Raw genomic sequence first — 24,091 nt, forward strand, 5'->3', positions numbered from 1 at the left:
GGAGACCCGGCCGTGTCCCTCGTCGGCACGGCCGGCGGCGTCGCTAGCTGGCCACCGGTGCCCGCCACATGGGGTACATGACCGGGCCGCCCGGGAGCCGGAGCAGCTCGGGCATGTCCACGTAGCCGTGCCGCAGGTAGAGCCGCCGGCTCGCCTCGCTGCTGGCCTCCAGGTACGCCGGGATGCCCTCGGCGTCGAGCTGCCGGTGGTGCTCCTTCAGCAGCAGGGTGCCGAGGCCGCGCCCGGTCCGCTCCGGCTTCAGGGCGATGAACGACAGATAGTGGTGCGGCTCGTGCGGGTGGAGCTTCTCCATCAGCCCGCCGAGGATGCCGTAACGCTCGGCGTGCTCCCCGGCGAAGGCGGCGATCTCTTCCTCCTCGCCCGGGATGTCGGGATACGGCGCGGCGAACCACACCGCGGCCCCGATGAGCTCGCCCGCCACCTGGATGCCGTAGACGACGCCGTGGTCGATGGCGTGCGCGGTGTGCATGGTGAAGAACCGCCGCTGGATCGGCAGCCGCTCGGCCCGCGGGGGGACGAGCCACGCGCTGATCTCGTCGGTGCTGAACGTGCCGGCGATGATCTCGCCGGCCTCGGTGGCGTCCGTCAGCCGGGTGATCTCGACCTTCACTTGGAGCCCCCGACCGCCTGCGCGCCGAGACCGATGTTGGCGTACACCTCGGGCCTGGTGCCCTTCAGCACGCGGGCCCAGATGACGCCGAAGACGATCGCGACCACGAAGATGCCGGGCAGGATCCAGCGGATGGGCGAGTCGGGCGCGACCCCGAGCACGGTGTCGAAGTTGATCAGCGTCATCCCGATGATCACGCTCAGCGCGACCGTCGACAGGGCCGGGGCGACACGCGTGCGCCATGTCGTCTCCCGCGCGGGGTTGCGGGAGAAGAACACGATCACCGCGATCGAGGTGACGGTGAGCAGGGTCAGCAGCCCGAGCCCGCCGAACGCGCCGAAGGTGAAGAACAGCTTCGTGACCGGGTCGAGGCCGGAGATCGCGTAGACGCTGATCACGATGAGCCCGAGCGCCGTCTGCAGCAGGGATCCGGCGACCGGGGCGGCGGTGCGGGCCGAGGTGCGCCCGAACACCGAGGGGAGCACGTTCTCGCGGCCCAGGGCGAAGATGTAGCGCGCCGTCGTGTTGTGGAAGGCGATCATGCAGGCGATGCTACTGGTCACGAACAGGACCGAGCCGATCGTCGCGATGGCGGAACCCATGTGCGTGGCGGCCTGGTTGAAGACGAGCAGCGGGCCCTGCTCGGTGGCGGCCTTGACGATGCCGTCCGGGCCGGTCGGCACCATCTGGGCCCAGGCGGAGAACGAGTACAGGATCGCGATGATCGCGATGCCGAGGTAGGTGGCGGTGGGCACGGTCCTGTCGCGGTCCTTGGACTCCTCGGCGAAGACCACCGACGACTCGATGCCGGCGAACCCGGCGACCACGGTGGCGAGCGCGGCGCCCACGCCGGGCACGAACAGCGCGGCGGGGCTGAAGCCCTCGAAGCTGATGCCGCTCGGGGCGGCGTGGGTGAGGTCGCCGAGGTCGAACAGCAGCACGACGGCGATCTCGCTGACCAGCAGGACCGAGAGGATCTTGCCGTTGACGTCCACCCGCAGCAGGCCGAGCGCACCCGTCACCGCCCACGCGGCGAGCCCGATCACCCACCACGGCGGCGAGGCGCCGAACCAGTCGGCGAGCAGCGGCTCGGCCGCCGACCCGATGATGCCGTAGAGGCCGAGTTGCAGCGCGTTGTAGGCCAGTAATGCCACCCACGCGGTGGCCACGCCCGCCGTCTTGCCGAGCCCTTGGGCGGCGTAGGCGTAGAACGCGCCCGCGTTCACGACGTGCCTGGCCATCGTCACGTAGCCGACGGCGAAGAGCGCGAAGATCGCGCCCAGCAGCAGGAACCCGAACGGCACTCCGATGACTCCCGTCACCGTGTACGCGGTCGGGACCGAGCCCGCGACGACCATCAGCGGCGCCGCCGCCGAGACGACGAAGAACACGACCGACGGCACACCGAGCCGATCCTTGGCCAGCGCCGCGGAGACGGCGCTCGGCCTTTGCCCTGTGACTGACATCCGGAAACTCCGTGAGGTGGGGGAAGGGTGGGTCACCGGCGGCTGATGACCGCTTTGCCGACGGTGACCTCGGTCTGGACGACGAGTCTGCGCAGCGGCACGGGGAGCGTGGCGAGCGTGGTGGCCACGAACGCGGGGTCGTGCTCCCACAGGGTCCGCTGGGCGCCGCCGGTGGCGGCGAAGAGCCCGTAGAGGACGGAGTCCTCCAGCACGGGCGGCGTGCGATGCCGGACGGCGAGGTTGAGCCGTGCGAGGGGCCACGCGGCCGTGTTCGCGTTCACCGGGGTGGCTGGTTGATTTTTCAATAGGTGCCGCCCCGGCGGGTTGAGCAGTTTCGCGGCGATCATCCTGGCGGTGATATCGGCGTAGACGGTGCGGGCGAAGAACAGCAGCCAGGTGACCACCGGATGTTGCGGTTCGGCGACGATGTGGTCGAGCACGCCTTGCGTGAGAGGATCTCCGGTGGCCTGCCGCGAGGTCACGTAGAGGCGGTCCTGGCCGGAGGCGAGTTCGACGGTGACGCGCTCGGCGAGCATCAACTCCCCGATGACAGCGCCCGCCAGGCCCAGGCTCGCTAGCCGGGTGTGTAGTCGGGCGCGGCCGGTGACGTCGTCGTGCATGACAAAGTACAGATCGTCGGCCAGCGACGGGCGCGAAAGATCAGCTTTAGCCACGAGCCGTGATGATATAGGCGAATTGTCAAATCTGTCATCGGAGACAGTTCTGATTGTTATGAGAAAGCGTGTTCCGATACTCGTCAGTAGATATGGGGCGGAACATGATTCTGTCGGTTTAATGCATTAAATCCGCAATAGCCGAATCCTCCGGTCTGGTCCGTCCTCGGGTCAGGCCAGGCCGCGGCGGGTGAGGGTGGGCGGGCGGCGGCCGGCCAGGGACTCGACCATGTCGAGGGCGGTGCGGACCTGCGCGCCGTGGGAGGTGCGGAAGACGCGGGCCCCCAGCCACGCGTAGACGGACGCGGTGGCCAGCTGGGTGGGCTCGTCGCCCTCCAGGGTGACCACGACGGTGCGGCCGGCGGCGACGTGGCGCTCGGCCTCGGCGGGGGAGCGCGCCTGCGTCCACGAGGGGTCGAGGGGCTCTTCCAGGCCGATCACCGTCACCGGGGTCATGGTCCCGATGCTGTCACATCGCCGCTGGCGAGGAATTCCGCGCTGTCCAGAGTGGGCGGAGATCTATCTTGAGGGACAACGGCGCGCGGTCAAAGGCCGCGATGTGGCACGATTCGTATGTGCTGGTCCTTCTAGCGATCGCCGCGCTGGCGGTTCTGTACTGCGTGGTGATGGTCTCCCAGGGACGTGGCGGGCAACTCGCCGAGTTCGCCCCCGACGTGCCTCCACTGGACCTGCCCGACCCCGGGCAGCTCACGGCGGTCGACGTCATGGCGTTGCAGCTGCCGGTGAGCCTCGTGGGCTACAACACGCGCAGCGTCGACGAGACCCTGCATCGCGCCGCCACCGCCCTCGGCGAGCGCGACACCCACATCGCTGTCCTGGAGCAGCGGCTCGCCGAGCTGCTCGCCGACCGCGTCCAGGCCCGCAAGGACAAGGAGACCTTCAGCCGCCCGGCCTGGGCCCCCCTGGCCTCCGCGCCTCCGGCCGCCGAGCTCCTGGCCTCCGCGCCTCCTCCGGCCGCCGAGCCCCTGGCCGTCTCGCCCCCGGCCGCCGGGCCCCTGGCCTCCGGCCCGGCCGCCGCGCCGGAAGTGTCGGAGCCGTCGGGTAGCGTTCCCGAGAAGGCGTCCGACGACCCGGTGGACGACGTCAAGGCGCAGCCGGGGGACGCGAAGGCCGGGGCCAACGGATCCGATGTGCCCGCCGGTGAGCGTCCCGCGTCGAAGGAAGCCTGAACACACGGCTTGTTCGACGACGGTGAAGGTGTTGCCCGATGACGGAAGGTGCTCTGGAGGTCGTCCGCTGCGGATGGGCCGACGGGTCGTCCCCCGAGTACATCCGCTACCACGACGAAGAGTGGGGTCGGCCGGTGCGCGGGGACGACCAGGTCTTCGAGCGGCTCACCCTGGAGGGCTTCCAGTCGGGCCTGTCCTGGCTGACCATCCTGCGTAAACGGGAGAACTTCCGCGCCGCGTTCGCCCGCTTCTCCATCCCCGCCGTGGCCGCCTTCGGCGAGGCCGACGTGGCGCGCCTGCTCGCCGACCCGGGCATCGTCCGCAACCGCGCCAAGATCGAGGCCGCCGTCGCCAACGCCCGCGCCGCCGCCGAACTGCCCGGCGGCCTGTCCGACCTCGTCTGGCGATACGCCGACCCCGCCTCCCCCGTACCCCGCACCCTGGCCGACGTGCCCGCCACGACCCCGGCCTCCACGGCCCTGAGCAAGGACCTGAAGCGAAACGGCTTCCGCTTCATCGGCCCCACCACCGCCTACGCGATGATGCAGGCCATCGGCCTGGTCAACGACCACCTGGCCGACTGCTGCGCCCGCCGCGGCTAGGGCGTGTGCCGAAAGCGCCGGTCACAGCCACCCGTTTGCTCTGAGGCAGGGATAAACCGCTACTTCAGCGGTGCATGTGGCGAGTACGGTGTGGCTGTGACCGGTGATCGCGTGCGGCGGCGGCTCACGGAGACAGACGCGCGGACGTGAAGGAGCGAATGGTGCCAGGCGCCGTACTGCGAGGGGTGACTCTGGACTGTGCCGACCCACGGACGCTGGCGGGCTTCTACGGTGCACTGACCGGGATGCGCGAACTATTTGGTACGGACGAGTTCGTCGCTCTGACGGACGACTCCGGCTGTGATCTCGGGTTCCAGAGGGTTGACGGATACCGGGCCCCGCAGTGGCCGGGTCAGGACGTGCCACAACAGTTCCACCTGGATTTCCGCGCCGACGACCTCGATGCGATGGAAGAGCTGGCCCTGGAACTCGGCGCGGCCAAACCGGACCATCAGCCCGGCGACGGACGCTGGCGGGTACTCCTGGACCCGGCCGGCCACCCCTTCTGCCTGACATCTTCCTGACATCACCGAAGACGCGCTGCTTTCGGCACGGGCCCTAGCGGCCCTCGAACTCCGGGGTGCGTCTTGCGAGGAAGGCCTCGGTGGCGCGGGTGTGGTCGGTGGTCTTGGCGCAGGCGTCCTGCAGGTCGGCCTCCATGGCCAGGGAGTCCTCCAGGGGGTGGGCGGCCGAGTAGTCCAGGGCCTGCTTGATGGCGCCGTAGGCGAAGGTCGGGCCCTGGGCCAGGCGGAGGGCCAGGGCGCGGGCGCTCTCGGCCAGCTCGGCGGCGGGGACGACGGAGGTGACCAGGCCCAGTTCCAGGGCGTGGGCGGCGTCCACGTGGTCGCCGAGCAGCAGCAGCTCGCGGGCCTTGGCGGGGCCGACCAGGCGGGGGAGGGTCCAGGACGCGCCGGAGTCGGGGGCCAGGCCGATGGCGGCGAAGGCGGTCGCGAAGCGGGCCTCCTCGGCGGCCACGCGGAAGTCGCAGGCGAAGGCCAGGGAGGCGCCGGCGCCGGCGGCGACGCCGTTCACCGCGGCCACCACCGGCTTGCCCATGCCCATGATGGTCATGATGATCGGGTTGTAGTGCGCGCGCACGGTGTCGTCCAGCCCGGCTCCCGCCTTCAGGTTGGCGGCGTGCTCGCGCAGGTCCTGGCCCCCGCAGAACGCCCGCCCCGCGCCGGTCAGCAGCACGGCGCGCACGTCGGCGTCGTCCCGCACCCGCTCCAGTGCTTCGAGCAGGCCGGCCTTCATCACCAGGGTCAGCGAGTTCATCGCGTCCGGGCGGTTCAGGGTGATCGTGGCCACCTGATCCGCCACGGCGGTCAGCACGTGGTCGTGGCCGTGCACGTCGGCGGTGCTCGACGGGGCTCCGGGCGCCGTGGCGGATGGCTGATCCATCAATGGACTCCCTTGTCCAGGTTACGGTCGACGAAGGCGGCAGCCGCGGGCAGCAGCCGGGCCGCCTCCTGCTCGAAGTACGCGCGGGCCCTGTCGCCCGGCCACCCCGGCGGCAGCAGCTCCTGCGGCAGGCCGGGGTCGCGGAACAGGAAGTTCCGCCACCCGTGCACAAGTCTGCTACGCGCGGCGAACACACGGTCGTCGGGGGCGTCGGCGGCCAGCCCGCCCACCAGGCAGGCGGCGTGCGTGATCCACTCCTCGTACGCGTGGGCGATGGCGTGCAGGTCCCACGCGCGGGCGACCAGCGACCTCGGGTCCCCGTCGAGCGTGCTGTCGAACCGGTCGGCGGGCAGGGTCTGGCCCTCCAGCAGCGCGTCCAGCTCGGGGGAGGGCCGAGGGCCGATCCAGGTGTTCTCCGAGAGGGAGGCGTAGCCTAGGAACGACAGGTCGGCACGCAGCCGCTCCCGCCGCCCGCGGTCGCGCACCGGCTGGAACACCAGCACGTGCCAGCGCCCCGACCAGGGGGCGAACCCGCTCCGGTAGACCCGGAGCGCCGTCTCGTCCAGCCGCCGCGCGCACTTCGGCGTCAGCGCGTACCCGGGGCCCTGGGGCAGGCGGACCGGCGCCAGCCAGTCCTGCCGCACCATGCGGGAGATCGCGGTCCTGACGGCCGGCGGGGCGATGTCGAGCGGCGCCAGCAGCCGCACCAGCGCGGCCACGGACGCGCGTCCGGCGCGGATCCGCAAGTGGTCCCCGTAAAGATCGAATAGCGCGGCACGGGCGTTCACGTAGTCCAGTCTCTTCCGCGCGCGGTCCCCGGACAACGCATTCTGGGAGGAGATCGTTACCCATGTGCGCTCGCGAGGCGGGATAATAGGACGTCACAGAAGACGTGAAAGCGGCGAGCGGTCGGATGCGAGGAGCGCGTTCGGCGTCGCGCAGGCCGAGGCAGGAAGGGAACAGACGCATGGCGGCGATGAAGCCGCGGACTGGCGATGGTCCGCTGGAGGTCACCAAGGAAGGACGGGGCATTGTCATGCGGGTCCCTCTGGAGGGTGGCGGCCGGCTCGTCGTCGAACTTTCACCGGATGAGGCCAGAGCCCTTGGCGACGCTCTGAAGAACGTCGTCGGCTGACATACCCCTGACACAACCATTCGATACAGGCGAGTTGACGGCCCCGGCGGCCGGGCCGCGCGCCCCCACGCCGGGGCCGTCGCATATCCAGGCAGGGGGAGGACCATGCCCATCGAGACCGCGCTCCACTTAACCGGGTCACCGGCCGACTCGAAGGACGACGCCGAGTTCGCCGCCGTCCCCTTCGGGGGTGACCTGACCGTCGACCTGCCGCTCCCCGTCCCGGTGCCCGCCCTGCTGGCGCACCACGACGCCAAGGGGGAGGCCGGGGAGATCGTGGAAGTCCCGGTCACGCACGGTGACGTCGTGCGCCGGGTACTGCTCTACGGCGTGGGGGACCGCTCGGCCGCCGCGCTGCGCAAGGCCGGTGCCGCGGTCGCGCGCCGGGCCAAGGGCCGCCGGGCGCTGGAACTCACGCTCCCGCGCGGCGCCGGCGACGAGGGGTGGACGGCGCTGCTCGAAGGGGCCCTGCTCGCCTGCTACACCTTCCGCATCGGGGCGGAGCGCTCCAAGGCGGTGGGCGAGATCCGTGTCCTCGGCCCCGAGCAGGCGGACCTCTCGCTGCGCCGGGCCGAGGTGAAGGCGCACGCCACGGCCCTCACCCGCGACCTCGCCAACACGCCGGCCTCGGAGAAGAACCCCGAGTGGCTGGCCGAACGCGCCGTCGAGGTGGCCGCCCGCTCGGGCCTGACCTCCCGGGTGTGGGTGCCCGAGGAGCTCGCGGCCGGTGGTTTCGGCGGCATCCTCGCCGTCGGCCGTGGATCGGCGAGCCCGCCGCGGCTGATCGAGTTGTCCTACGTGCCCGAGGACCCCGACGGCACGCACGTCGTGCTGGTGGGCAAGGGCATCACGTTCGACAGCGGCGGGCTGTCGCTCAAGCCCACCGAGGGCATGAAGTTCATGAAGACCGACATGGCGGGCGGCGCCGTGGTCATCTCGGTGCTCGGCGCCCTGCGCGACCTCGGCGTCCGCGCCCGGGTGACGGGCCTGGTCGCCGCGGCCGAGAACATGCCGTCCGGCTCCGCGCAGCGCCCCGGGGACGTGATCAGGCACTACGGCGGCAAGACGGTCGAGGTGCTGAACACCGACGCCGAGGGCAGGCTCGTGCTGGCCGACGCCCTGGCGTACGCCCACGAGGTCCTCCAGCCGGACACCGTGATCGACCTGGCCACGCTGACCGGCGCGATCAGCATCGCGCTCGGGCGCGACCTCGGCGCGGTGTTCTCCGCGCACGACGACCTGGTCGCGGAGCTGACCTCCGCGGGCGCGGCCAGCGGCGACCCGCTGTGGCGGATGCCGTTGATCGACGAGTACCGCCCGGCGCTGAACTCCTCGGTGGCCGACCTCGCCAACATCGACGCCGAGGGCAAGTACGGCGGCGGCGCGATCACCGCGGCGCTGTTCCTGCGGGAGTTCACCGGCGGCAGGCGATGGGCCCACCTGGACATCGCGGGCGTCGCCCGCAGCGCCGCCGACGACGGCGTGTACACCAAGGGCGCCACCGGCTTCGGCACCCGGCTGCTGCTGGAGTGGCTGGCCTAGCGGGGCGCGGGGTCAGTCGGAGGTCTTCACGGCGGCGAGCAGGCCGTCGCCGAGAGGGATCATCAGGGCGCGCAGGCGGTCGTCGGAGCGGACGAGCTTGCCGAGCTCGCGGATCGCCACCGTGTCGGGGTCGCGCTGCGCCGGGTCGGCGACGCGGTTGTGCCAGAGCGCGTTGTCGAAGGCGACGATGCCGCCCGGCCGCAGCAGGCGCACCGCCTCGGCGAGGTAGTCGCCGTACTCCTGCTTGGCGGCGTCGCAGAACACCAGGTCGTAGCCGCCGTCGGCCAGGCGGGGCAGCACGTCCAGGGCACGTCCGCTGATGAGCCGGATGCGGCTGCCGGAGAACCCCGCCGCCGCGAACGCCTGGCGCGCCAGGCGCTGGTGCTCGGGCTCGGCGTCGACGCTGGTCAGCGTGCCGTCCGGCCGCATGCCGCGCAGAAGCCACAGCCCGGAGACCCCGCAGCCCGTGCCGACCTCGACCACGGACCTGGCGCTGATCGCCGTCGCGAGGAAGCACAGGGCGGCGCCGCCGCCCGGCAGGATGGGGACCGCCCCCACCTCGGCGCCGTTCCGCCTGGCGGCCGTCAGGATCTCGTCCTCGGTATGGAACTCCTCGGCGTAGGCCAGCGTGGCCTGCACCGGACTGGTCGGTGTCGGGGCCATCGGCCTCTCCTTCCCGCTCTCACCATGCGACACGTTTTGGTCGCAGCCTAGGGGAGACGGGGCCGAACGGGAACTCACGCCACAACGGGTACGTTGCACGCTTTGAACGACCTTTGTTCAAGGCCAGCCACGGACGCGGTCCGGATGTCATTGGCCCCCAGGTACGCGCGAAGGGACGAAAGCAGGCACTATGGCTGTAGCGGTGGTCCCGGAGAGAGGAGTCCTGGTGGACGATTACCACCAGACCGATACTCCCGACAGTGCGTTCCCAGGGGGTGACCCCCGGCTGCCAGGCGCGGACTGGATTCCTCCCACGTGGGAGGAGGTCGTCCGCGAGCATTCGGCGCGCGTCTACCGCCTCGCGTACCGCCTGACCGGCAACGTCCACGACGCCGAGGACCTCACCCAAGAGGTCTTCGTCAGGGTCTTCCGATCCCTGTCCAGCTACACCCCCGGCACCTTCGAGGGCTGGCTGCACCGGATCACGACCAACCTCTTCCTGGACATGGCGCGGCGAAAGCAGCGCATCAGGTTCGAGGGCCTCGCCGACGACGCCGCCGAGCGGCTGCGCGGGCGGGAGCCGTCGCCGGCCCAGGTGTTCGACGACGCCCAGATGGAGCCGGACATCCAGGCGGCGCTCGACGCGCTCGCCCCGGAGTTCCGGGCCGCGGTGGTGTTGTGCGACATCGAGGGCCTGTCCTACGAGGAGATCGCGGCGACGCTGGGCGTGAAGCTGGGCACTGTTCGCAGCCGAATCCATCGCGGTCGCAGTCAGTTGCGCGAGGCGCTCGAACACCGGGCGCCCCGCCGCGACGAACTCCCCCCGACCGTTACCAGGGAGGGAGCATGAGCCATCTCGGAGAGCGCGCGTCAGCGCTCGTAGACGGTGAACTCGGGCACGCCGAGCGCGAGCGGGCACTCGCGCACCTGACCTTCTGCGCCGACTGCCGTGCGGAGCTGGATGCGATCCGGGCGTTGAAGAGCCGCCTGCGTTCCCTGCCTCCGCCCGGCATGCCGGCCGATCTCACCACATCACTGCTGCGCATGGCCGAGCCTGGGGGGCCGCTCCCGCCGAGGGTGCGTCCTTTTCCGGCACCTGCCTCTTATGCTCTGACCGGCTCCCCGGCGGACAACCGTCCGCGGCGCGGGGCGGCGCAGCGGGGCCCGGCGCGCACAGGCCCGGGACGCCGGGCGGGCTACGTCGCGGTCGGGGTGGCCTCGGCGGCCGTCGCCCTCGGCACGCTGTTCATGGTGGGCGGACCGGAGAACCGCCCCTCGGCGCCGCCGGTCGAGATGTTCGCCAACCAGCACCGCGTCACGGTGACCCCGACGGGCGGCGTCTGGCAGAGCAAGGCGGGCGTTCCCACTCCCCGTCAATGATTCGGCGGTCCCCGTCCACGGGCGGGGACGCGCTCGTTCCCACGCGGGCATACCATCGGGGGGGCCGCGTCAGGTCCCCGTTTACGCCCCGCGTATAAGGACACACGGACAATCTGGCGTAGCCGAGTCGACTGTGTTCCGGGAGTGAGCGATCGATGAGCGACGACACACGTGCCTTCGAGGACGAGGACGTGGCCGGTCCATCGCACCGCTCGGGGGGTGGCGAAGCGCGGCCCGCCGGGGACGGCGATCGAACCGGGCGGCCGGGCTTCCTGCCCGCCGATCAGCAGGCGGTGCCCGAGCGGGCGTCCGGTGCGGGCCACGACGCGTACTCCGCCGATCCGGCGCGTGAGGACCCCTTCACCGCGCGCGGGACGTACGCCGCGCCCGAGATCCTGGCGAGCTCGGACGACCGCGGCGCCTGGGGCAACCCGGCCGGCGGCCCGTTGCCCGCCTACCCGAGCGGCGGCCAGGACTCCTACGGCCGTTCCGCGGACCCCTACGCCGCCTACACCACCGGCGCCTACCACGTGCCCGCCGAGCCGTACCCTCCGCGCAGCGACGCCTACGGGGCCCGCACGGAGTCCTACAGCGCCCGCACCGAGTCGTACGGGACGCGCACCGACTCGTACGGCTCGCCGTCCGACACCTTCGCCTCCCCCTCCGACTCCTTCTCCCCGCCTCCGCCGCGCGCGGCGTACGGCATGGGACGCGGCTGGGCGCCGCCGCCCCCGCCGGGACGGCCGTTCGCCGAGCCGGGCGGGATCGGCCCGGGGCGGCCGGGCCCCGGCGAGCCGGGGAGCCCCGGCGGCCGCGGCCCGCGCACCGGCACCCTGACCGTGCTGGCCGTGGTGATCGCGCTGGTCGCCTCCGCGGCCGGCAGCGTCGGCACCTACCTGCTGACCAGGCCCGCCGGCGCCGGTCTCGACCCGACGTACTCCCTGGGCTCGCCCACCGGAGCGATCATCAACCGGGCGCCTGACTCGGTGGCGGGCGTCGCGGCCAAGGTGCTGCCGAGCGTGGTGTCCCTGGACGTGCGGGGCAACAGCGAGGCGGGTACCGGCTCCGGCTTCCTGATCAAGGGTGGCTACATCGTCACCAACAACCACGTGGTGGCCTCCGCCTCCGCGAACGGCACCATCAAGGTCACCTTCAGCAACAAGAAGTCGTCCCAAGGCCGGATCGTCGGCCGGGACCCGAGCTCGGACATCGCGGTGGTCAAGCCGGACACGACCTACGGCTCGCCGGAGATCTCGCTCGGCGACTCCGACAAGGTCGTCGTGGGCGACCCGGTGATCGCGATCGGCTCGCCCCTCGGCCTGACCGGCACCGTGACCACCGGCATCGTCAGCTCGCTCAACCGTCCGGTCACCGCCGGCGGCGAGGGCGGCTCGGAGTCGTCGTTCATCAACGCCATCCAGACCGACGCCGCGATCAACCCCGGCAACTCCGGCGGCCCCCTGGTGAACGGCGCGGGCGAGGTGATCGGCGTGAACTCCGCGATCGCGACGCTCGGCGGCTCCGTCGGCGGCGGCCAGAGCGGCAGCATCGGCCTCGGCTTCTCCATCCCGATCAACCACGTGCGCCGCATCGCCGAAGAGCTCATCGCCACCGGCACCGCCAAGAAGTCGCGCATCGGCATCTCCCTGGACGAGAACTACCAGGGCGAGGGCGTGCGCATCGCCACCGAGGCGTCGCAGGGCCTGGAGCCGGTGATCCCCGGCGGCCCGGCCGACAAGGCGGGCCTGAAGGCGGGCGACATCATTCTTGAGATCGACGGCACCCCCATGACCCAGCCGTCGGAGCTGATCGTCACCATCCGCAGCAAGGCACCGGGCAGCAAGGTGGCCGTCAAGTACCAGCGGGACGGCCAGGTGCGCACCGCGACGGTGACCGTCGACGCCGTCGCCGTGCCGACCCCCCAGCCGTCCTGAGTGTTCCCCTCCGCACCGTGTGGTGCCTCAGCCGGACAGGGACATTAGTCTGGTTGTTGCCAGGCCGCCGGGGGCGGCCAGACGTGCCGGCGAGACGCCGGTGCGGAGATTGAGGAGATTGCGGTGTTCGGACTCGGCTGGGCTGAGGTTTTGGCACTCGTGGTCATCGCCCTGCTGGTGCTGGGCCCCGAGAAGCTGCCGCAGGCCGCCGCCCAAGCGGGCCGCGCCCTGCGCCAGCTGCGCCAGATGGCCAACAACGCCCGCACCGACCTCCAGGACAACCTGGGCCCGGAATTCGCCAACTTCGACCCCACCGACCTCCACCCCAAGAACTTCGTCCGCAAACACCTCCTCTCCGACCTGGAAGACGACTGGAACCGCCCCACCACCCCCGACCCCACCCCCGGCGACTCCCCCGAGTACGTCACCACCCCCACAAGCGAACTCGGCTACGGCGAAGTCCCCCCCTACGACTCCGAAGCCACCTGACCACCCCGCTGGCACCCCGTTTCCGACCAGGCGCCGGGCCGGGTACCCGCGCCGGGGCCCGGACGGGGTCCCGCGTCGGCGTCCGGACGGGGTCCCGCGCCTAGGCACCCGCGCCGGGGCCCGGACGGCTCCTCGGCCGTGACCGCCGGCGGGAACCGGGCTCATCCGGATCCGCCGCGCCACGGGTGTATCAGCGGCCCGCTCTCCGCCTCTGGTATGTGACGGATCCACCGCGTCGGCGACGACGCGCACCGGAGGGAGCGGCGTCGTGAGCGATCCCGCACGAACCATGAGCAAAGCCCCGCACACGCGGCCCGGCACGACCAGGGTGGTGACCTGAGTCATGCGGAACCTGACTTTCTGCGACATCCGGCTGCACCCCTCGACCGTGACGTCCACGTTCGAGAAGGCCATGACCACGGACGTGATGCCCGGCGCCGGCGACCTGCCCCACCCGCCCGGCACCCTGTTCGTCCGCAGCCTCTACCGCGAGGCGGGCGACGGCTTCCCACCGGCCTACCTGTGCGTCGTGAACTCGGTCCTGGTCAGCGATTCCGGATTCTTCGCCATGCGCCCCCGCATCCAGCAACTCGGCGCCGACACGACGGACCCGCGCTTCCGTTCCGTCGCAGGCGCCCTGCCGTACGACGAGGCGGCCCTGGACGTACTGCGGCTACGCCCCTCCCACTCGCTGCTGCTGGTCACCGTCCACCTCCCCCTCCGGATGATCCAGGAAATCTTCGAACAGGAGCTGGTCCTCGCCCTACAGGACGAGATCAGCATCCCCTCCCGCGTCAACAACGCCGAAGCCGCCTTCTGGACCCGCGACGACAGCATCGTCCCCGGCAGAGTCGAGTACATAATCGCCGCCATAGGCTCCTTCCCCTCCCCGACCCTCCGCCCAGGCAACCGCGCCCGCATCGAAAAAGCAGGCGGCACCATAACCACCACCCACCGCTACCACCACGTCACAACCCCCCCAACCGACTGACACCCCCCACCCCCGCGCCGCCGGAGGGGACGGCGCGGGGACACCCCAAGCACGCACAAGACGCATCTCGCCCCCCACGCCGTGGTCCTCACCTCCATGCGCAGAGCGCATTCCGGCTCGGGCTGTACTTCCCAGGGGGCTTCGCCCCCCTCGCCCCCCGAAACCCCCACCCACGTCTCGCCCGACCCCGACCGCTGGCCCAGGCTCACCGGGACACCGGCGACTCCGACGCCGCAAAGGCCGTCACACGCAGGGCATCGCAGCCATACGGCCGCACATGGAGACGCGGGGGCCGATCTGCTGGCCATGTGGGGGGCACTCAACTTCGAGCTGGCGTACACCGCGGCCAGGCTGGGCGAGACGGGGCAGGCGTGGCGGCACCGGGAGGTGGTCCTCACCTCCATGCGCAGAGCGCATTCCGGCTCGGGCTGTACTTCCCAGGGGCTTCGCCCCCCTCGCCCCCCGAAACCTCCACCTACGGCTCGCCTGAGCCGTGGGGATCGGCGCCTGGTCCGGCATCTGCTCGTCAGGCAGCCGGCGGGTGAGGGCAAGGACCTCCCGAGGGAGGGGGGCGCCGATTGACCTGTGACTGCAATGTGGCTGCACGGAGGAAGGTTCCCGAGGCGGTCGCCAAGCCCGTGACATGGTCGCGGACATTCTGCGGGTGGGGGGTCTCCGGCCTCGTCGATGAGGTCGTCCTGATCGTCAGCGAGATTTACACCAACGCGATCGAACACGCTCCCCCTGGCCCGATAACTCTGCGGCTCCGCCTGGCCGGCCGCTGCCTGGGCGGTGACATCAGAGATCCCGGGCCGCTATTCGTCCCTCAGCAACGCGTCCTCGAAGACCTTGAATGCGGCCGTGGCCTGCGGATCGTGGCGGCCTTGAGCTCCCACTGGGGCATGGACCCCCAGCCGGACGGTGGCAAGGGCGTGTGGTTCGTCAGGCGTTGGTGAAGGTGGTGGGGACCCGAGGTGTCCGCGCCGCCGGGATGGGGGCGGCGCGGGCGGGTGGGGTCAGTGGGCGGTGGGGGAGAGGTTCAGGCGCATGCCTTTGAGGGTGCCGGGTTTTTTGCTGAGGGTGGCGGCTATGCGGCGGAGTTCGGCGGCGGCGGGGGCGTCGGGGTCGGTGAGGACCAGTGGCTTGCCGTTGTCGCCGCCTTCGCGGAGGCGGAGGTCGATGGGGACCTGGCCGAGGAGGGGGACCCGGGTGCCCAGGGTGCGGGTGAGGCCGTCGGCCACGGCTTGGCCGCCGCCCTCGCCGAAGACGGCTATGCGTTCGTCGCAGTGGGGGCAGGGGAGCCAGGCCATGTTCTCGATGACGCCGGCGATCTGCTGGTGGGTCTGGGAGGCGATGGAGCCGGCGCGTTCGGCCACCTCGGCGGCGGCCTGCTGGGGGGTGGTGACGACCAGGATCTCGGCGGTGGGCATGCGCTGGGCCACCGAGATGGCGATGTCGCCGGTGCCGGGGGGGAGGTCCATCAGCAGGACGTCGAGGTCGCCCCAGAAGACGTCGGCGAGGAACTGGTGCAGCGCGCGGTCCAGCATGGGGCCGCGCCACACCACGGCGTTGTTGCCCGGCGGCTTGAACATGCCGACCGAGATGACCTTGATGTCATGCGCCACGGGGGGCATGATCATTTCTTCGACCTTGGTGGGCCGGTCGGCCACGCCCAGCATGCGGGGGATCGAGTGGCCGTAGATGTCGGCGTCCAGCACCCCCACCTTGAGGCCGTTCGCCGTCATCGCCGCCGCGAGGTTGACGGTGACCGACGACTTGCCGACCCCGCCCTTGCCGCTGGCGACCGCGAAGACGCGGGTGAGCGAACCGGGCTTGGCGAAGGGGATCTCCTTCTCCGGCCCGCGGTTGCCGCGCAGCTTGGTCTGGAGGTTCTTGCGCTGGTCGGTGCTCATCACGTCGAGGTCCACCTCGACGCGGCTGACGCCCTCGACCTTGCCGACTGCGGCGGTGACGTCACGGATGATGGTGTCGCGCATGGGACAGCCCGCGACGGTGAGGTACACACCGACCCGCACCACCCCATCGGGGGAGATATCGATGCTCTTGACCATGTCAAGGTCGGTGATCGGCCGGCGGATCTCCGGGTCGTTGACCGTCGCCAGGGCGGCCGTCACCAAATCTGGGGTTGGTGCCATGGATCCATGCTACGAACCCAGGGCCGATCCGACGAACCGTGGCTCCTCTCGTGACGCTCAAGAGACACCATTGTGGCGGTGTGCCGCGAAACTCACCGGTCCGGCCCGCGTTCGCCGGGGCGGCGCAGATCCTCCAGCAAATGCTCCAGCTCGTCCCGGATGAATTCGCGGGTCGCCAGCTCACCCAGGGCGTGCCGCAGCCCGGCGATCTCCCGGGTGAGGTACTCGACCTCCGCCTGGTTGCGCTCGGACGCCAGCCGGTCCCGCTCGGCCTGCACCCGGTCCCGGTCGGCCTGGCGGTTCTGCGCGAGCAGGATCAGCGGGGCGGCGTACGACGCCTGCAGCGACAGGATCAGGGTGAGGAAGATGAAGGGGTAGTGGTCGAACACCAGGTGGGGCGGGGCCGTCCAGTTCCAGGCCACCCAGACGGTGATGAACACGGTCATGTACACCAGGAACCTGGCGGTGCCGAGGAACCGGGCGAACTGCTCGGACAGCCGTCCGAACGCCTCGGGGTCGTAGTGCGGGCGGAAGGTGCGGCGCAGCTCCCTCGGCTGGTCGAGCCGGTTAACCACCACCGCGCACCTCCGGCCCGGCGTGGCCGGATGTCTCGCCCTCGGGGGCCTGCTCGTCGTGCTCGCGCCAGTCCTCCGGCAGCAGGTGGTCGAGCACGTCGTCCACCGTGACCGCCCCGACCAGGCGGCCGTTCTCGTCCACCACGGGCACCGCCACCAGGTTGTAGGTGGCGAGGTAGAACGTCACCCCGCGCAGCGGAAGTTCCGGGCGTATCGGGTCGATGCTGGTGTCGATGGCGCCGCCGAGCAGCGAGGACGGCGGTTCGCGCAGCAGCCGCTGGAAGTGCGCCACCCCGAGGAACTTGCCGGTCGGCGTCTCGACCGGCGGCCGGGTGACGTACACGACGGCCGCGACCGCCGGGGTGAGGTCCTGCCGCCGGATCGCGGCGAGGGCCTCGGCGATGGTGGCGTGCGGCGGCATGATGATCGGCTCGCTGGTCATCATGCCGCCGGCGGTGTTCTCCGGGTAGGTGAGCAGCCGCCGCACCGGGGCCGCCTCGTCCGGCTTCATCCGGGCGAGCAGGGCCTCGGCCTGGGTGGGCGGCAGGTCCTGGAGCAGGTCGGCCGCGTCGTCGGGGTCCATCTCGCCGAGCACGTCGGCCGCGCGGTCGGCGTCCAGCTTGCTGAGGATGCCGATCTGGTCCCGCTCGGGCATCTCCTCCAGCACGTCGGCGAGCCGCTCGTCGTCCAGGGCGGCGGCGACCTCGGCCCGCCGCTTGTCCGGCAGGTGGCGTAGCGCGTTGGCCAGGTCTGCGGGGCGGGTCTCCTCGAACGCGGCGAGCAGGTTGGCGGCCCCCTGGTCTGCCTGCACCGATTCGAACCCCCGCACCTCGGCCCAGTCGACCACCAACGTCTCCCCGCGCCGCCGCAGGCCCCGGCCGCCGCGCCGCACGGCCACCTTGGTGATCAGCCACTCGCCGGTCCTGGTCTGCTCCATGGCGAGGTCGAGGACGGTCACCTTCTCCCCGCCGACCTCGACGGCCAGGTCGAGGATCTCGCCGAGGGCCAGGGTCTCGATGGCCCGTTTCTCGAAGCGCCGCACGTTGAGCGCGCCGGTGAACACCACGGCGTCGGCCTCGATGCCGCGCACCCGGGTGATGGGCAGGAAGACTCTGCGGCGCGGCTGTACCTCCACGACCAGGCCGTGCACGCGCGGCGGGTCGTTGGGCCGCATGGCCACGACCACGTCCCGGACCCGGCCGATCCGGTCGCCGGCGGGATCGAACACCGCGGTCCCCGCCAGCCGGGCGATGAAGATCCTCACCTTGGCAGCGTACGAGGCGGGGTGGATCGCGCGCCACGGACCCTCCTAAAAGCCGTATCAACCTGCCGTCTCAGCCCTCGGAAGTCGGTTGCCGCCTTCTGACGGACTGTGACAGCATCAAAAGCCTTGAACGGTAATTACCTGGAGGTGGCGCATGCGGGGCGCGGCACTGGCGGCGGCGGTCGTCTCGGCGTGGTGCTTCGGCTTCTCCGGGACGGCGGCGAAGTTCGTGGGGGAGATCGGCCTGACCCCGTTGCAGGCCGTGTGGGTGCGCATGGCGGGCGCGGCCGTGCTGCTCGCGGTGATCCTCGCCGTGGTACGGCCCTCCGCGCTGCGCGTCCCGCGCGGCCAGGGCCCCTTCTTCGCCGTCTACGCGCTGGTCGCGGTGGCGGGCGTGCAGGCGCTGTTCTTCCTGGCCATCACCCGGCTGCCGGTCGGCGTCGTGCTGTTGCTGGAGTACAGCTCGCCGGTCATGGTGGTGCTGTGGGTGCGGTTCGTCCGGCGGCTGCGGCTGCCGCGCGCGGCCTACGGCGGGGCCGCGATCGTCGTGGCCGGGCTCTGCGTCGTCGTGGAGGTGTGGCACGGGCTGGCGCTGGACGGGATCGGGCTGACGCTCGGGCTGGTCGCGGCGGCGTGCTGCGCCGGATATTTCCTGATGAGCGATGCCTACTCGGCGGACGTCGAGCCGGTGGGCCTCATCACCTGGGGCCTCGCCGGCGCCGCGCTGGTGCTCACGCCGCTCGCCTCGCCGTGGCAGATCCCCTGGGCCTCGTTCGGCGACGCCGTCACCCTGTCCGGCCTCACGGTCCCGGCCATGCTGCCCACGGTGGTGCTGATCGCGGTCGCCACCGTGGTGGCGTACGTCACCGGCGTCTACGCGGTGCGGCGCCTGTCGGCCGCCATCGGGTCCACCTTCGCGTCCCTGGAGGTGGTCACCGGGTCGGTGGTCGCGTGGTTCCTGCTGCGCGAGCACCTCGGCGTGCCGCAGATCGTGGGTGGCGCCATCGTGCTCGGCGGGGCGCTGCTGGCTCAGTCGGCCACGGCGGGCGTCAGCCGGACGACCGAGGTGCCCGCGGCCCAGCGGGCGAGCAGCCCGGCCGAGTCGACGGCGTTGAGCCGCTCCTTGGCCAGCAGGGCCCGCGCGGCGGCCACCGAGGGCGACGCCTGATCGACCACCTCGGCGTCGGCGTCGAACACCACCAGCCGGGCGCCGTTGTCCTTGCTGCGCAGCGTCACCCGCACCCTGGACGCGTCCGCCAGGCCGGGGAGCGACTGCTCGCCGCCGCCGGTCACCACGTAGATCGCGCCCTCGTGCCAGACGTGCCAGGCGGCCAGGTCGCGGCCGGCCACGGAGATCCACAGGATGCCCGACTTGCGGGCCCCCTCTTCGATCAGTGCGAGGCTCACAAGAGCAATGTACGCCTCGGGCCGCCCCGGCCGGAGCCTCCGGCCGGGGCGAGGCGATCAGCGCCCGGAGAGCTTCCAGGCGGCCGGGAGCAGCCCGGCGGCGACCAGCACCTTGAGGCCGTCCCCGATCAGGAACGGCACGACCCCGGCGCCGATCGCGGCGGGCAGGTCCATGCCGGTGGCCACCATCAGCCATGGCACGCCGACCACGTAGATCAGCAGGGTGCCGAAGGTCATCGTCGCGACGGTGCGCAGCGGCGTGCGGTCACCTCCCCGGCTCGCCAGGACGCCGGTCACCGAGGCGGCCAGCACGAACCCCACGACGTATCCGAGCGTCGCGTTGCCGCCCGACGGGGCGAACCACGGCACCCCAAGCTGCCCCACCAGGAGGTAGAGCGCCATGCCGGTGAAGGCCCTCGGCAGGCCGAGCGCGGCGCCGCCGAGCAGCACCGCGAAGGTCTGCAGGGTGAACGGCACGGGAGTGCCCGGCAACGGGAGGCTCACCTGCGCCGCCACACCGGTCAGCCCCACGAAGCCCACCACCAGGGCGATGTCCCTGACCAGCTTGCCGGGGATGAGATCGGACAGTACGGCGGGCCTGGCCACCACGTGCGCGTTGCTCATCATCTATCTCTTCTCTATGGCAGATTCAGACTTCCATTGTCCGGACATGTACTGATAAATCCCTGCGCGGTCCGCGCCAAGAACCGGGCACAGGCTTTGTGACGCACCCACAGACCGGCCCGTCCGCGCGAAGGGGTTACGGTGATCGCATGCGTTCCCGTCGCTCCTGCCTCGCGGTGCCCGGCAGCAACCCCCGGTTCATCGAGAAGGCCCAGGGACTGCCCGTGGACGAGGTGTTCCTCGACCTGGAGGACTCGGTGGCGCCCGGCGCCAAGGAGCAGGCCAGGAAGAACGTCGTCGCGGCCCTGCGGGACGGCGACTGGACCGGCCGCACCCGCGTCGTACGGGTGAACGACCTGTCGACGCAGTGGACCTACCGCGACGTGATCGAGGTCGTGGAGGGGGCCGGGGACGCCCTGGACTGCCTGATGCTGCCCAAGGTCGAGGACGCCCGGCAGGTCGCCTGGCTGGACACGCTGCTCACCCAGATCGAACGCGCCAACGGGCTGCCCGCCGGCCGCATCGGCGTCGAGGCGCAGATCGAGAGCGCCCGCGGCCTGGTCGAGGTCGACGCCATCGCCGCCGCGTCGCCGCGGCTGGAGGCCCTGGTGTTCGGGCCCGCCGACTTCATGGCCTCAATCAACATGAAGACCCTCGTGGTGGGCCGCCAGCCGCCCGGGTACACCGAGGGCGACGCCTACCACTACGTGCTGATGCGCATCCTCATGGCCGCCAGGGCGTTCGGGCTGCAGGCCATCGACGGGCCGTACCTCCAGATCAGGGACCTCGACGGCTTCACCGAGGTGGCGCGCAGGTCGGCCGCGCTCGGCTACGACGGCAAGTGGGTGCTGCACCCGTCCCAGATCGACGCCGCCAACGACGTGTACTCCCCCGACCAGGACGACTACGACCACGCCGAGCGCATCCTGGCCGCCTACGAGCGCGCCACCACGGTGGACGGCCGGGGCGCGGTGATGCTGGGGGACGAGATGATCGACGAGGCGTCCCGCAAGATGGCGCTGGTCGTGGCGGCCAAGGGCCGGGCGGCGGGCATGCGGCCGGCCGCCGCCCCACCGCCCTGACCCCTGGTCACAGCGTGATGCCGAACGTCGTGAAGAACCAGAACGACGAGGTCAGCCAGAGGCCGACGAGCGCGGTGAACGCCAGGCCGCCGAGGACCGGCAGCACCCAGCCGGGCAGGTTCTTCTTGGGCAGCGAGAGCATCTTGGCGACGAACACGCCGTAGAAGAACGTCCCGAGCAGCGAGTGGATCATCACCCGGGGCACGTCGAACTGCGCGCCGAGGGCGTACAGGCAGTGGAACGCGATCGGGACCGACAGCAGGAACGCGGCACGGCCCGACCACCTGTGCAGGCCGCCGATCCAGGACGGCCCCCGCACGCCCGGGATCTTGCCGTACATCACCAGCGCCGAGACGATCTGCACGATCACCAGGAGCAGGGTGCCGGTCGTCAGCCATGACTTCATGGCCTGGGCGCCGGAGAAACCGGCCAGGCCGACGGCGTAGCCCGTGGGGGTGTGCGCGCGGCCGTACACGCCGAGCGCGATGGACACCAGGGCGCCGATGAGGAACGGCACGAGGTAGGGAGCGGCGGACTGCTTCGCCGCCGCGGGGCCGGCGGGCTGCGCGGGCCCGGCGGGTTCTTCGGCGGGCTGGGCGGCGGGGTGCGGCTGAGGGATGGTCATGGGTGGGGTCCTCGTTCAGAATTCGTCGATGAAGGCGTCGGTGTCCTGCGGCACGATCTGCTCGCCGCCGACCGTGACCGGGGAGCCGGGGGTGAGGGTCGGGGCCGGGGACGGGGTGCCCGCGATGTTCACGACGCCGACCTGCTGGCCGTCGGGAAGCTTGATCCATCCGCCGACGACCCGGGCGCCCCGCACGACGGCGGTGGCGCGGTACAGGCCGGACGGCTTCTTGACCAGCGGGGCGGCGAAGCGCCACTTGCCCGAGCCGACCTGCACCCGGCCCTGGGCCTTGCCGTCGCCGAGGGCGGCGGTGATCACTGAGTTCTTGCCGGTCAGCGTGATGGTGTTGTCCTGTGCCGTGCCCTTGAGCCAGGCCTCGATCCGGCCGTCGCAGAAGTAGGCGACGGCCTTGCCGTTCTTGACGGAGATCGCGATCAGGCCGCCGTTGCGCTGGGCGACGCCCGCGTAGTCGGCGCGCTTCGGGGTGGGGTCGGCGGCGGCCGTCGGGGTCGCCGTGGGCTCCGGCACGACGCGGTCCGTGCTCGCCGTGGTGGGCTCGGCCCTAGGGGCCTCCACGTTGGCGGCGGTGGGCTCGGACGCCGGGGTGGTGCCGACGGTGAGGGCGGCGAGGGCGGCCGTGAACACCACTCCCGCGGCCAGCGTGTGGAATGGGCCTAGCCGTTTCATGATCTACTCCTGATGAATTCGGATTCTGCCTTGCAGGGTGCGCCTTCGCCGGGCGGCCGTCTATGAAGAAATGCGCACAATGAGCTGCCGTTCCGCGTGCTCGAACCGGCGCGGTCAACCGTCTGAGTGGGGAGAATGACGGACATGCACGAACCGTCACACGGGGCTCAGCCGCACCAGCCGTGGACCCCTCCGGGCGACCACCCGGGACAGGAGCGGCCCCCGGCGCAAGGCGCGGGGCAACCCCCGGCTCACGGCCCCGGGCAGCCTTCCGCGCACGGCCCCGGGCAGCCTCCGGCCCACGGACCTGGGCAGCCCCCTGCGGACGGTCCCGGGCAGCCCCCCGCGCAGGGTTCCGGGCAGCCCCCCGCGTATGGTCCCGGGCAGTCCTCTGGGTCTGGTCCCGGGCAGCCTCCGCCGCCCGGTGCCGCGTGGCCTCCGGCGTACGGGCCGGGCGGGCCGCCGCCCGGTGGTCACTACCCGGGACCGGCGCCGTGGGGACGGCCGCCGGAGCCGGTGCCGTGGACGGCGCCCGTGCCGAGTGGCACGCGGTACGACCATCTGGGGCGTACGCCGTGGCATCGCTGGTGGCGGCCGGTCCTCGGGACGGTGGTGCTCGCGGTGGCGTACCTGGCGATCGGCGTCCTGGTGATCACGGCGGGGGCGGTGGTGGCGGGGATCGTCGGCGTCCCGGTGGTGATGGCGGAGGAGCGGCTGTTCGGCGATCCGGTGTTCGAGCTGGCCGTGACACTGCTGTCCATCGCTCTGGTGCTGCCCGTGGTGTTCGGCGTCGCCTGGCTGATCCAGCGCCGCAGGCCCGGCACGCTGTCGTCGGTGCTGGGGCGGCTGCGGTGGGGCTGGCTGCTGATGTGCTCCGGGGTGGCGCTGGTGTCGCTGATCCTCGGGCAGCTCGCGATGATGGCGGCGTTCGGCTTGACCGGCGAGGGGTTCACCGGGATGTTCGGCTGGGTCGGCTGGGAGCGGTTCCTGCCCGCCCTCGTGATGATCCTGGTGCTGGTGCCGTTCCAGGCGGCGGCCGAGGAGTACCTTTTCCGCGGCTGGCTGCTCCAGGCGTTCGGCACTTTCTTCACCACCCCGTGGCCCGGCATCGTGATCGGGGCGGCGGCGTTCACGTCCCTGCACGCCTACACCGACTGGGGCATCCTCGACGTGTTCTCCTTCGGTGCCCTGATGGGCTGGCTGGCGGTGCGGACCGGCGGGCTGGAGGCGCCGATCGCGCTGCACGTGCTCAACAACATCGTGAGCTTCCTGCCCTCCGCGGCGTCCGGGGACCTCGGCGACGCGCTGCGGCAGGGGTCGGTGCCGTGGCAGGCGGTCGCCGGGACGGCCGTCCAGTTGGTGGTTTTCGCGGTAGGTGTCGTGATAATCGCCCAAAAGCGGGCAATTCCGACGCTCTCTAGATAAATCTGACTAGAGAGGTCTCGCCAGAAAGGCCCTCGGCGTGTTGCCCTGGAATGTGTACGGGTCGGCGGTCGGCCCCAGGGAGGTGCGCGCTGGCGGCGAGGGCGAGACGGGCCGTGATCCCCTCCGGTCGTGTGATCACCGGGCATGG

Annotated in this window: 27 protein-coding genes; 14 read left to right on the top strand and 13 right to left on the bottom strand. The window is 71.5% G+C overall.

Annotated features, from left to right (window positions below; all coding sequences use genetic code 11):
• Positions 1-43: 43 nt before the first annotated feature.
• The 4 genes from ACFP1K_RS09470 to ACFP1K_RS09485 all read right to left on the bottom strand — a co-directional run bounded on the left by ACFP1K_RS09470 (position 44) and on the right by ACFP1K_RS09485 (position 3,227).
• Entirely contained in the window at positions 44-631 is a 588-nt protein-coding gene (locus tag ACFP1K_RS09470) for a GNAT family N-acetyltransferase (RefSeq protein WP_380749163.1), read from the bottom strand.
• Positions 628-2,097 (bottom strand): APC family permease, encoded by a 1,470-nt coding sequence (locus tag ACFP1K_RS09475; protein WP_380749167.1) that lies wholly within the window; start codon positions 2,095-2,097, stop codon positions 628-630. The genes ACFP1K_RS09470 and ACFP1K_RS09475 overlap by 4 nt, the downstream gene beginning before the upstream one ends.
• A 32-nt stretch (positions 2,098-2,129) precedes the next feature.
• A complete protein-coding gene (locus ACFP1K_RS09480) occupies positions 2,130-2,771 on the bottom strand; it encodes a GOLPH3/VPS74 family protein (RefSeq protein WP_380749170.1) in 642 nt (213 codons plus the stop codon).
• Positions 2,772-2,942: 171 nt separating this feature from the next.
• Positions 2,943-3,227, bottom strand: coding sequence for a hypothetical protein (locus tag ACFP1K_RS09485; RefSeq protein WP_380749173.1), 285 nt, complete (start codon positions 3,225-3,227; stop codon positions 2,943-2,945).
• A gap of 119 nt (positions 3,228-3,346) precedes the next feature.
• Between ACFP1K_RS09485 and ACFP1K_RS09490 the strand changes: the two genes are divergently transcribed.
• The 3 genes from ACFP1K_RS09490 (at position 3,347) to ACFP1K_RS09500 (ending at position 5,087) form a co-directional block, all read left to right on the top strand.
• Positions 3,347-3,961: a hypothetical protein gene (locus tag ACFP1K_RS09490; RefSeq protein WP_380749176.1), complete on the top strand. Its 615-nt coding sequence runs from the start codon at positions 3,347-3,349 to the stop codon at positions 3,959-3,961.
• Positions 3,962-3,999: 38 nt separating this feature from the next.
• Positions 4,000-4,563 (top strand): DNA-3-methyladenine glycosylase I, encoded by a 564-nt coding sequence (locus tag ACFP1K_RS09495; RefSeq protein WP_380749179.1) that lies wholly within the window; start codon positions 4,000-4,002, stop codon positions 4,561-4,563.
• Between the two features lie 146 nt (positions 4,564-4,709).
• Positions 4,710-5,087 carry a VOC family protein gene (locus tag ACFP1K_RS09500; RefSeq protein WP_380749182.1) on the top strand — a complete coding sequence of 126 codons (378 nt, stop codon included), beginning with the start codon at positions 4,710-4,712 and terminating at the stop codon, positions 5,085-5,087.
• Positions 5,088-5,121: 34 nt separating this feature from the next.
• Here ACFP1K_RS09500 and ACFP1K_RS09505 read toward each other — a convergent pair whose 3' ends face one another.
• Entirely contained in the window at positions 5,122-5,964 is an 843-nt protein-coding gene (locus ACFP1K_RS09505) for an enoyl-CoA hydratase-related protein (RefSeq protein WP_380749185.1), read from the bottom strand.
• Positions 5,964-6,752, bottom strand: a complete 789-nt coding sequence (locus tag ACFP1K_RS09510) for a PaaX family transcriptional regulator (protein WP_380749188.1) — start codon at positions 6,750-6,752, stop codon at positions 5,964-5,966. The genes ACFP1K_RS09505 and ACFP1K_RS09510 overlap by 1 nt, the downstream gene beginning before the upstream one ends.
• A 179-nt stretch (positions 6,753-6,931) precedes the next feature.
• Between ACFP1K_RS09510 and ACFP1K_RS09515 the strand changes: the two genes are divergently transcribed.
• The gene (locus ACFP1K_RS09515) at positions 6,932-7,099 is read left to right on the top strand and encodes a DUF3117 domain-containing protein (protein WP_114033903.1); all 168 of its coding nucleotides are present in this window, start codon (positions 6,932-6,934) and stop codon (positions 7,097-7,099) included.
• A gap of 105 nt (positions 7,100-7,204) precedes the next feature.
• Positions 7,205-8,641, top strand: coding sequence for a leucyl aminopeptidase (locus tag ACFP1K_RS09520; RefSeq protein WP_380749191.1), 1,437 nt, complete (start codon positions 7,205-7,207; stop codon positions 8,639-8,641).
• A gap of 12 nt (positions 8,642-8,653) precedes the next feature.
• Here the strand turns inward: ACFP1K_RS09520 and ACFP1K_RS09525 are convergent, their stop codons facing one another.
• Positions 8,654-9,304, bottom strand: coding sequence for an O-methyltransferase (locus tag ACFP1K_RS09525; RefSeq protein WP_380749194.1), 651 nt, complete (start codon positions 9,302-9,304; stop codon positions 8,654-8,656).
• Positions 9,305-9,494: 190 nt separating this feature from the next.
• On the opposite strand from ACFP1K_RS09525, the gene sigE reads away from it, so the two are divergent.
• From sigE to ACFP1K_RS09555, 6 genes are all read left to right on the top strand, one after another.
• Positions 9,495-10,154, top strand: a complete 660-nt coding sequence (gene sigE, locus ACFP1K_RS09530; RefSeq protein WP_380749197.1) for an RNA polymerase sigma factor SigE — start codon at positions 9,495-9,497, stop codon at positions 10,152-10,154.
• The gene (locus ACFP1K_RS09535) at positions 10,151-10,684 is read left to right on the top strand and encodes an anti-sigma factor family protein (RefSeq protein WP_380749200.1); all 534 of its coding nucleotides are present in this window, start codon (positions 10,151-10,153) and stop codon (positions 10,682-10,684) included. Before sigE ends, ACFP1K_RS09535 begins: the two co-directional genes overlap by 4 nt.
• A 155-nt stretch (positions 10,685-10,839) precedes the next feature.
• Positions 10,840-12,618 carry a trypsin-like peptidase domain-containing protein gene (locus ACFP1K_RS09540; RefSeq protein WP_380749203.1) on the top strand — a complete coding sequence of 593 codons (1,779 nt, stop codon included), beginning with the start codon at positions 10,840-10,842 and terminating at the stop codon, positions 12,616-12,618.
• A 123-nt stretch (positions 12,619-12,741) separates the two neighbouring features.
• Positions 12,742-13,107 (top strand): sec-independent translocase, encoded by a 366-nt coding sequence (locus tag ACFP1K_RS09545; protein ID WP_380749206.1) that lies wholly within the window; start codon positions 12,742-12,744, stop codon positions 13,105-13,107.
• 343 nt (positions 13,108-13,450) lie between these two features.
• Positions 13,451-14,098 carry a hypothetical protein gene (locus ACFP1K_RS09550; protein ID WP_380749209.1) on the top strand — a complete coding sequence of 216 codons (648 nt, stop codon included), beginning with the start codon at positions 13,451-13,453 and terminating at the stop codon, positions 14,096-14,098.
• A gap of 638 nt (positions 14,099-14,736) precedes the next feature.
• Positions 14,737-15,054 carry an ATP-binding protein gene (locus tag ACFP1K_RS09555; protein ID WP_380749465.1) on the top strand — a complete coding sequence of 106 codons (318 nt, stop codon included), beginning with the start codon at positions 14,737-14,739 and terminating at the stop codon, positions 15,052-15,054.
• A gap of 60 nt (positions 15,055-15,114) precedes the next feature.
• Here the strand turns inward: ACFP1K_RS09555 and ACFP1K_RS09560 are convergent, their stop codons facing one another.
• The 3 genes from ACFP1K_RS09560 to ACFP1K_RS09570 all read right to left on the bottom strand — a co-directional run bounded on the left by ACFP1K_RS09560 (position 15,115) and on the right by ACFP1K_RS09570 (position 18,093).
• Positions 15,115-16,254, bottom strand: coding sequence for an Mrp/NBP35 family ATP-binding protein (locus ACFP1K_RS09560; RefSeq protein WP_380749212.1), 1,140 nt, complete (start codon positions 16,252-16,254; stop codon positions 15,115-15,117).
• 92 nt (positions 16,255-16,346) lie between these two features.
• Positions 16,347-16,829 (bottom strand): DUF1003 domain-containing protein, encoded by a 483-nt coding sequence (locus ACFP1K_RS09565; protein WP_449329149.1) that lies wholly within the window; start codon positions 16,827-16,829, stop codon positions 16,347-16,349.
• Positions 16,822-18,093: a magnesium transporter MgtE N-terminal domain-containing protein gene (locus ACFP1K_RS09570; RefSeq protein WP_380749218.1), complete on the bottom strand. Its 1,272-nt coding sequence runs from the start codon at positions 18,091-18,093 to the stop codon at positions 16,822-16,824. Before ACFP1K_RS09570 ends, ACFP1K_RS09565 begins: the two co-directional genes overlap by 8 nt.
• A gap of 154 nt (positions 18,094-18,247) precedes the next feature.
• Between ACFP1K_RS09570 and ACFP1K_RS09575 the strand changes: the two genes are divergently transcribed.
• Positions 18,248-19,261 (top strand): EamA family transporter, encoded by a 1,014-nt coding sequence (locus ACFP1K_RS09575; protein WP_380749221.1) that lies wholly within the window; start codon positions 18,248-18,250, stop codon positions 19,259-19,261.
• 296 nt (positions 19,262-19,557) lie between these two features.
• Here the strand turns inward: ACFP1K_RS09575 and ACFP1K_RS09580 are convergent, their stop codons facing one another.
• Entirely contained in the window at positions 19,558-20,127 is a 570-nt protein-coding gene (locus ACFP1K_RS09580; RefSeq protein WP_380749224.1) for a biotin transporter BioY, read from the bottom strand.
• 146 nt (positions 20,128-20,273) lie between these two features.
• Here ACFP1K_RS09580 and ACFP1K_RS09585 point away from each other — a divergent pair, with 146 nt between their 5' ends.
• Entirely contained in the window at positions 20,274-21,206 is a 933-nt protein-coding gene (locus ACFP1K_RS09585) for an HpcH/HpaI aldolase/citrate lyase family protein (protein WP_380749227.1), read from the top strand.
• Positions 21,207-21,213: 7 nt separating this feature from the next.
• Here ACFP1K_RS09585 and ACFP1K_RS09590 read toward each other — a convergent pair whose 3' ends face one another.
• Both ACFP1K_RS09590 and ACFP1K_RS09595 read right to left on the bottom strand, forming a co-directional pair.
• Positions 21,214-21,831 (bottom strand): DUF6529 family protein, encoded by a 618-nt coding sequence (locus ACFP1K_RS09590; protein WP_380749230.1) that lies wholly within the window; start codon positions 21,829-21,831, stop codon positions 21,214-21,216.
• A 15-nt stretch (positions 21,832-21,846) separates the two neighbouring features.
• Positions 21,847-22,518, bottom strand: a complete 672-nt coding sequence (locus tag ACFP1K_RS09595) for a hypothetical protein (RefSeq protein WP_380749233.1) — start codon at positions 22,516-22,518, stop codon at positions 21,847-21,849.
• Between the two features lie 534 nt (positions 22,519-23,052).
• Between ACFP1K_RS09595 and ACFP1K_RS09600 the strand changes: the two genes are divergently transcribed.
• A complete protein-coding gene (locus ACFP1K_RS09600) occupies positions 23,053-23,943 on the top strand; it encodes a CPBP family intramembrane glutamic endopeptidase (protein ID WP_380749236.1) in 891 nt (296 codons plus the stop codon).
• Positions 23,944-24,091: the final 148 nt, after the last annotated feature.

Origin of the sequence: Sphaerisporangium aureirubrum, from assembly GCF_042658925.1 — a bacterium.
Lineage (GTDB): Bacteria > Actinomycetota > Actinomycetes > Streptosporangiales > Streptosporangiaceae > Sphaerisporangium > Sphaerisporangium aureirubrum.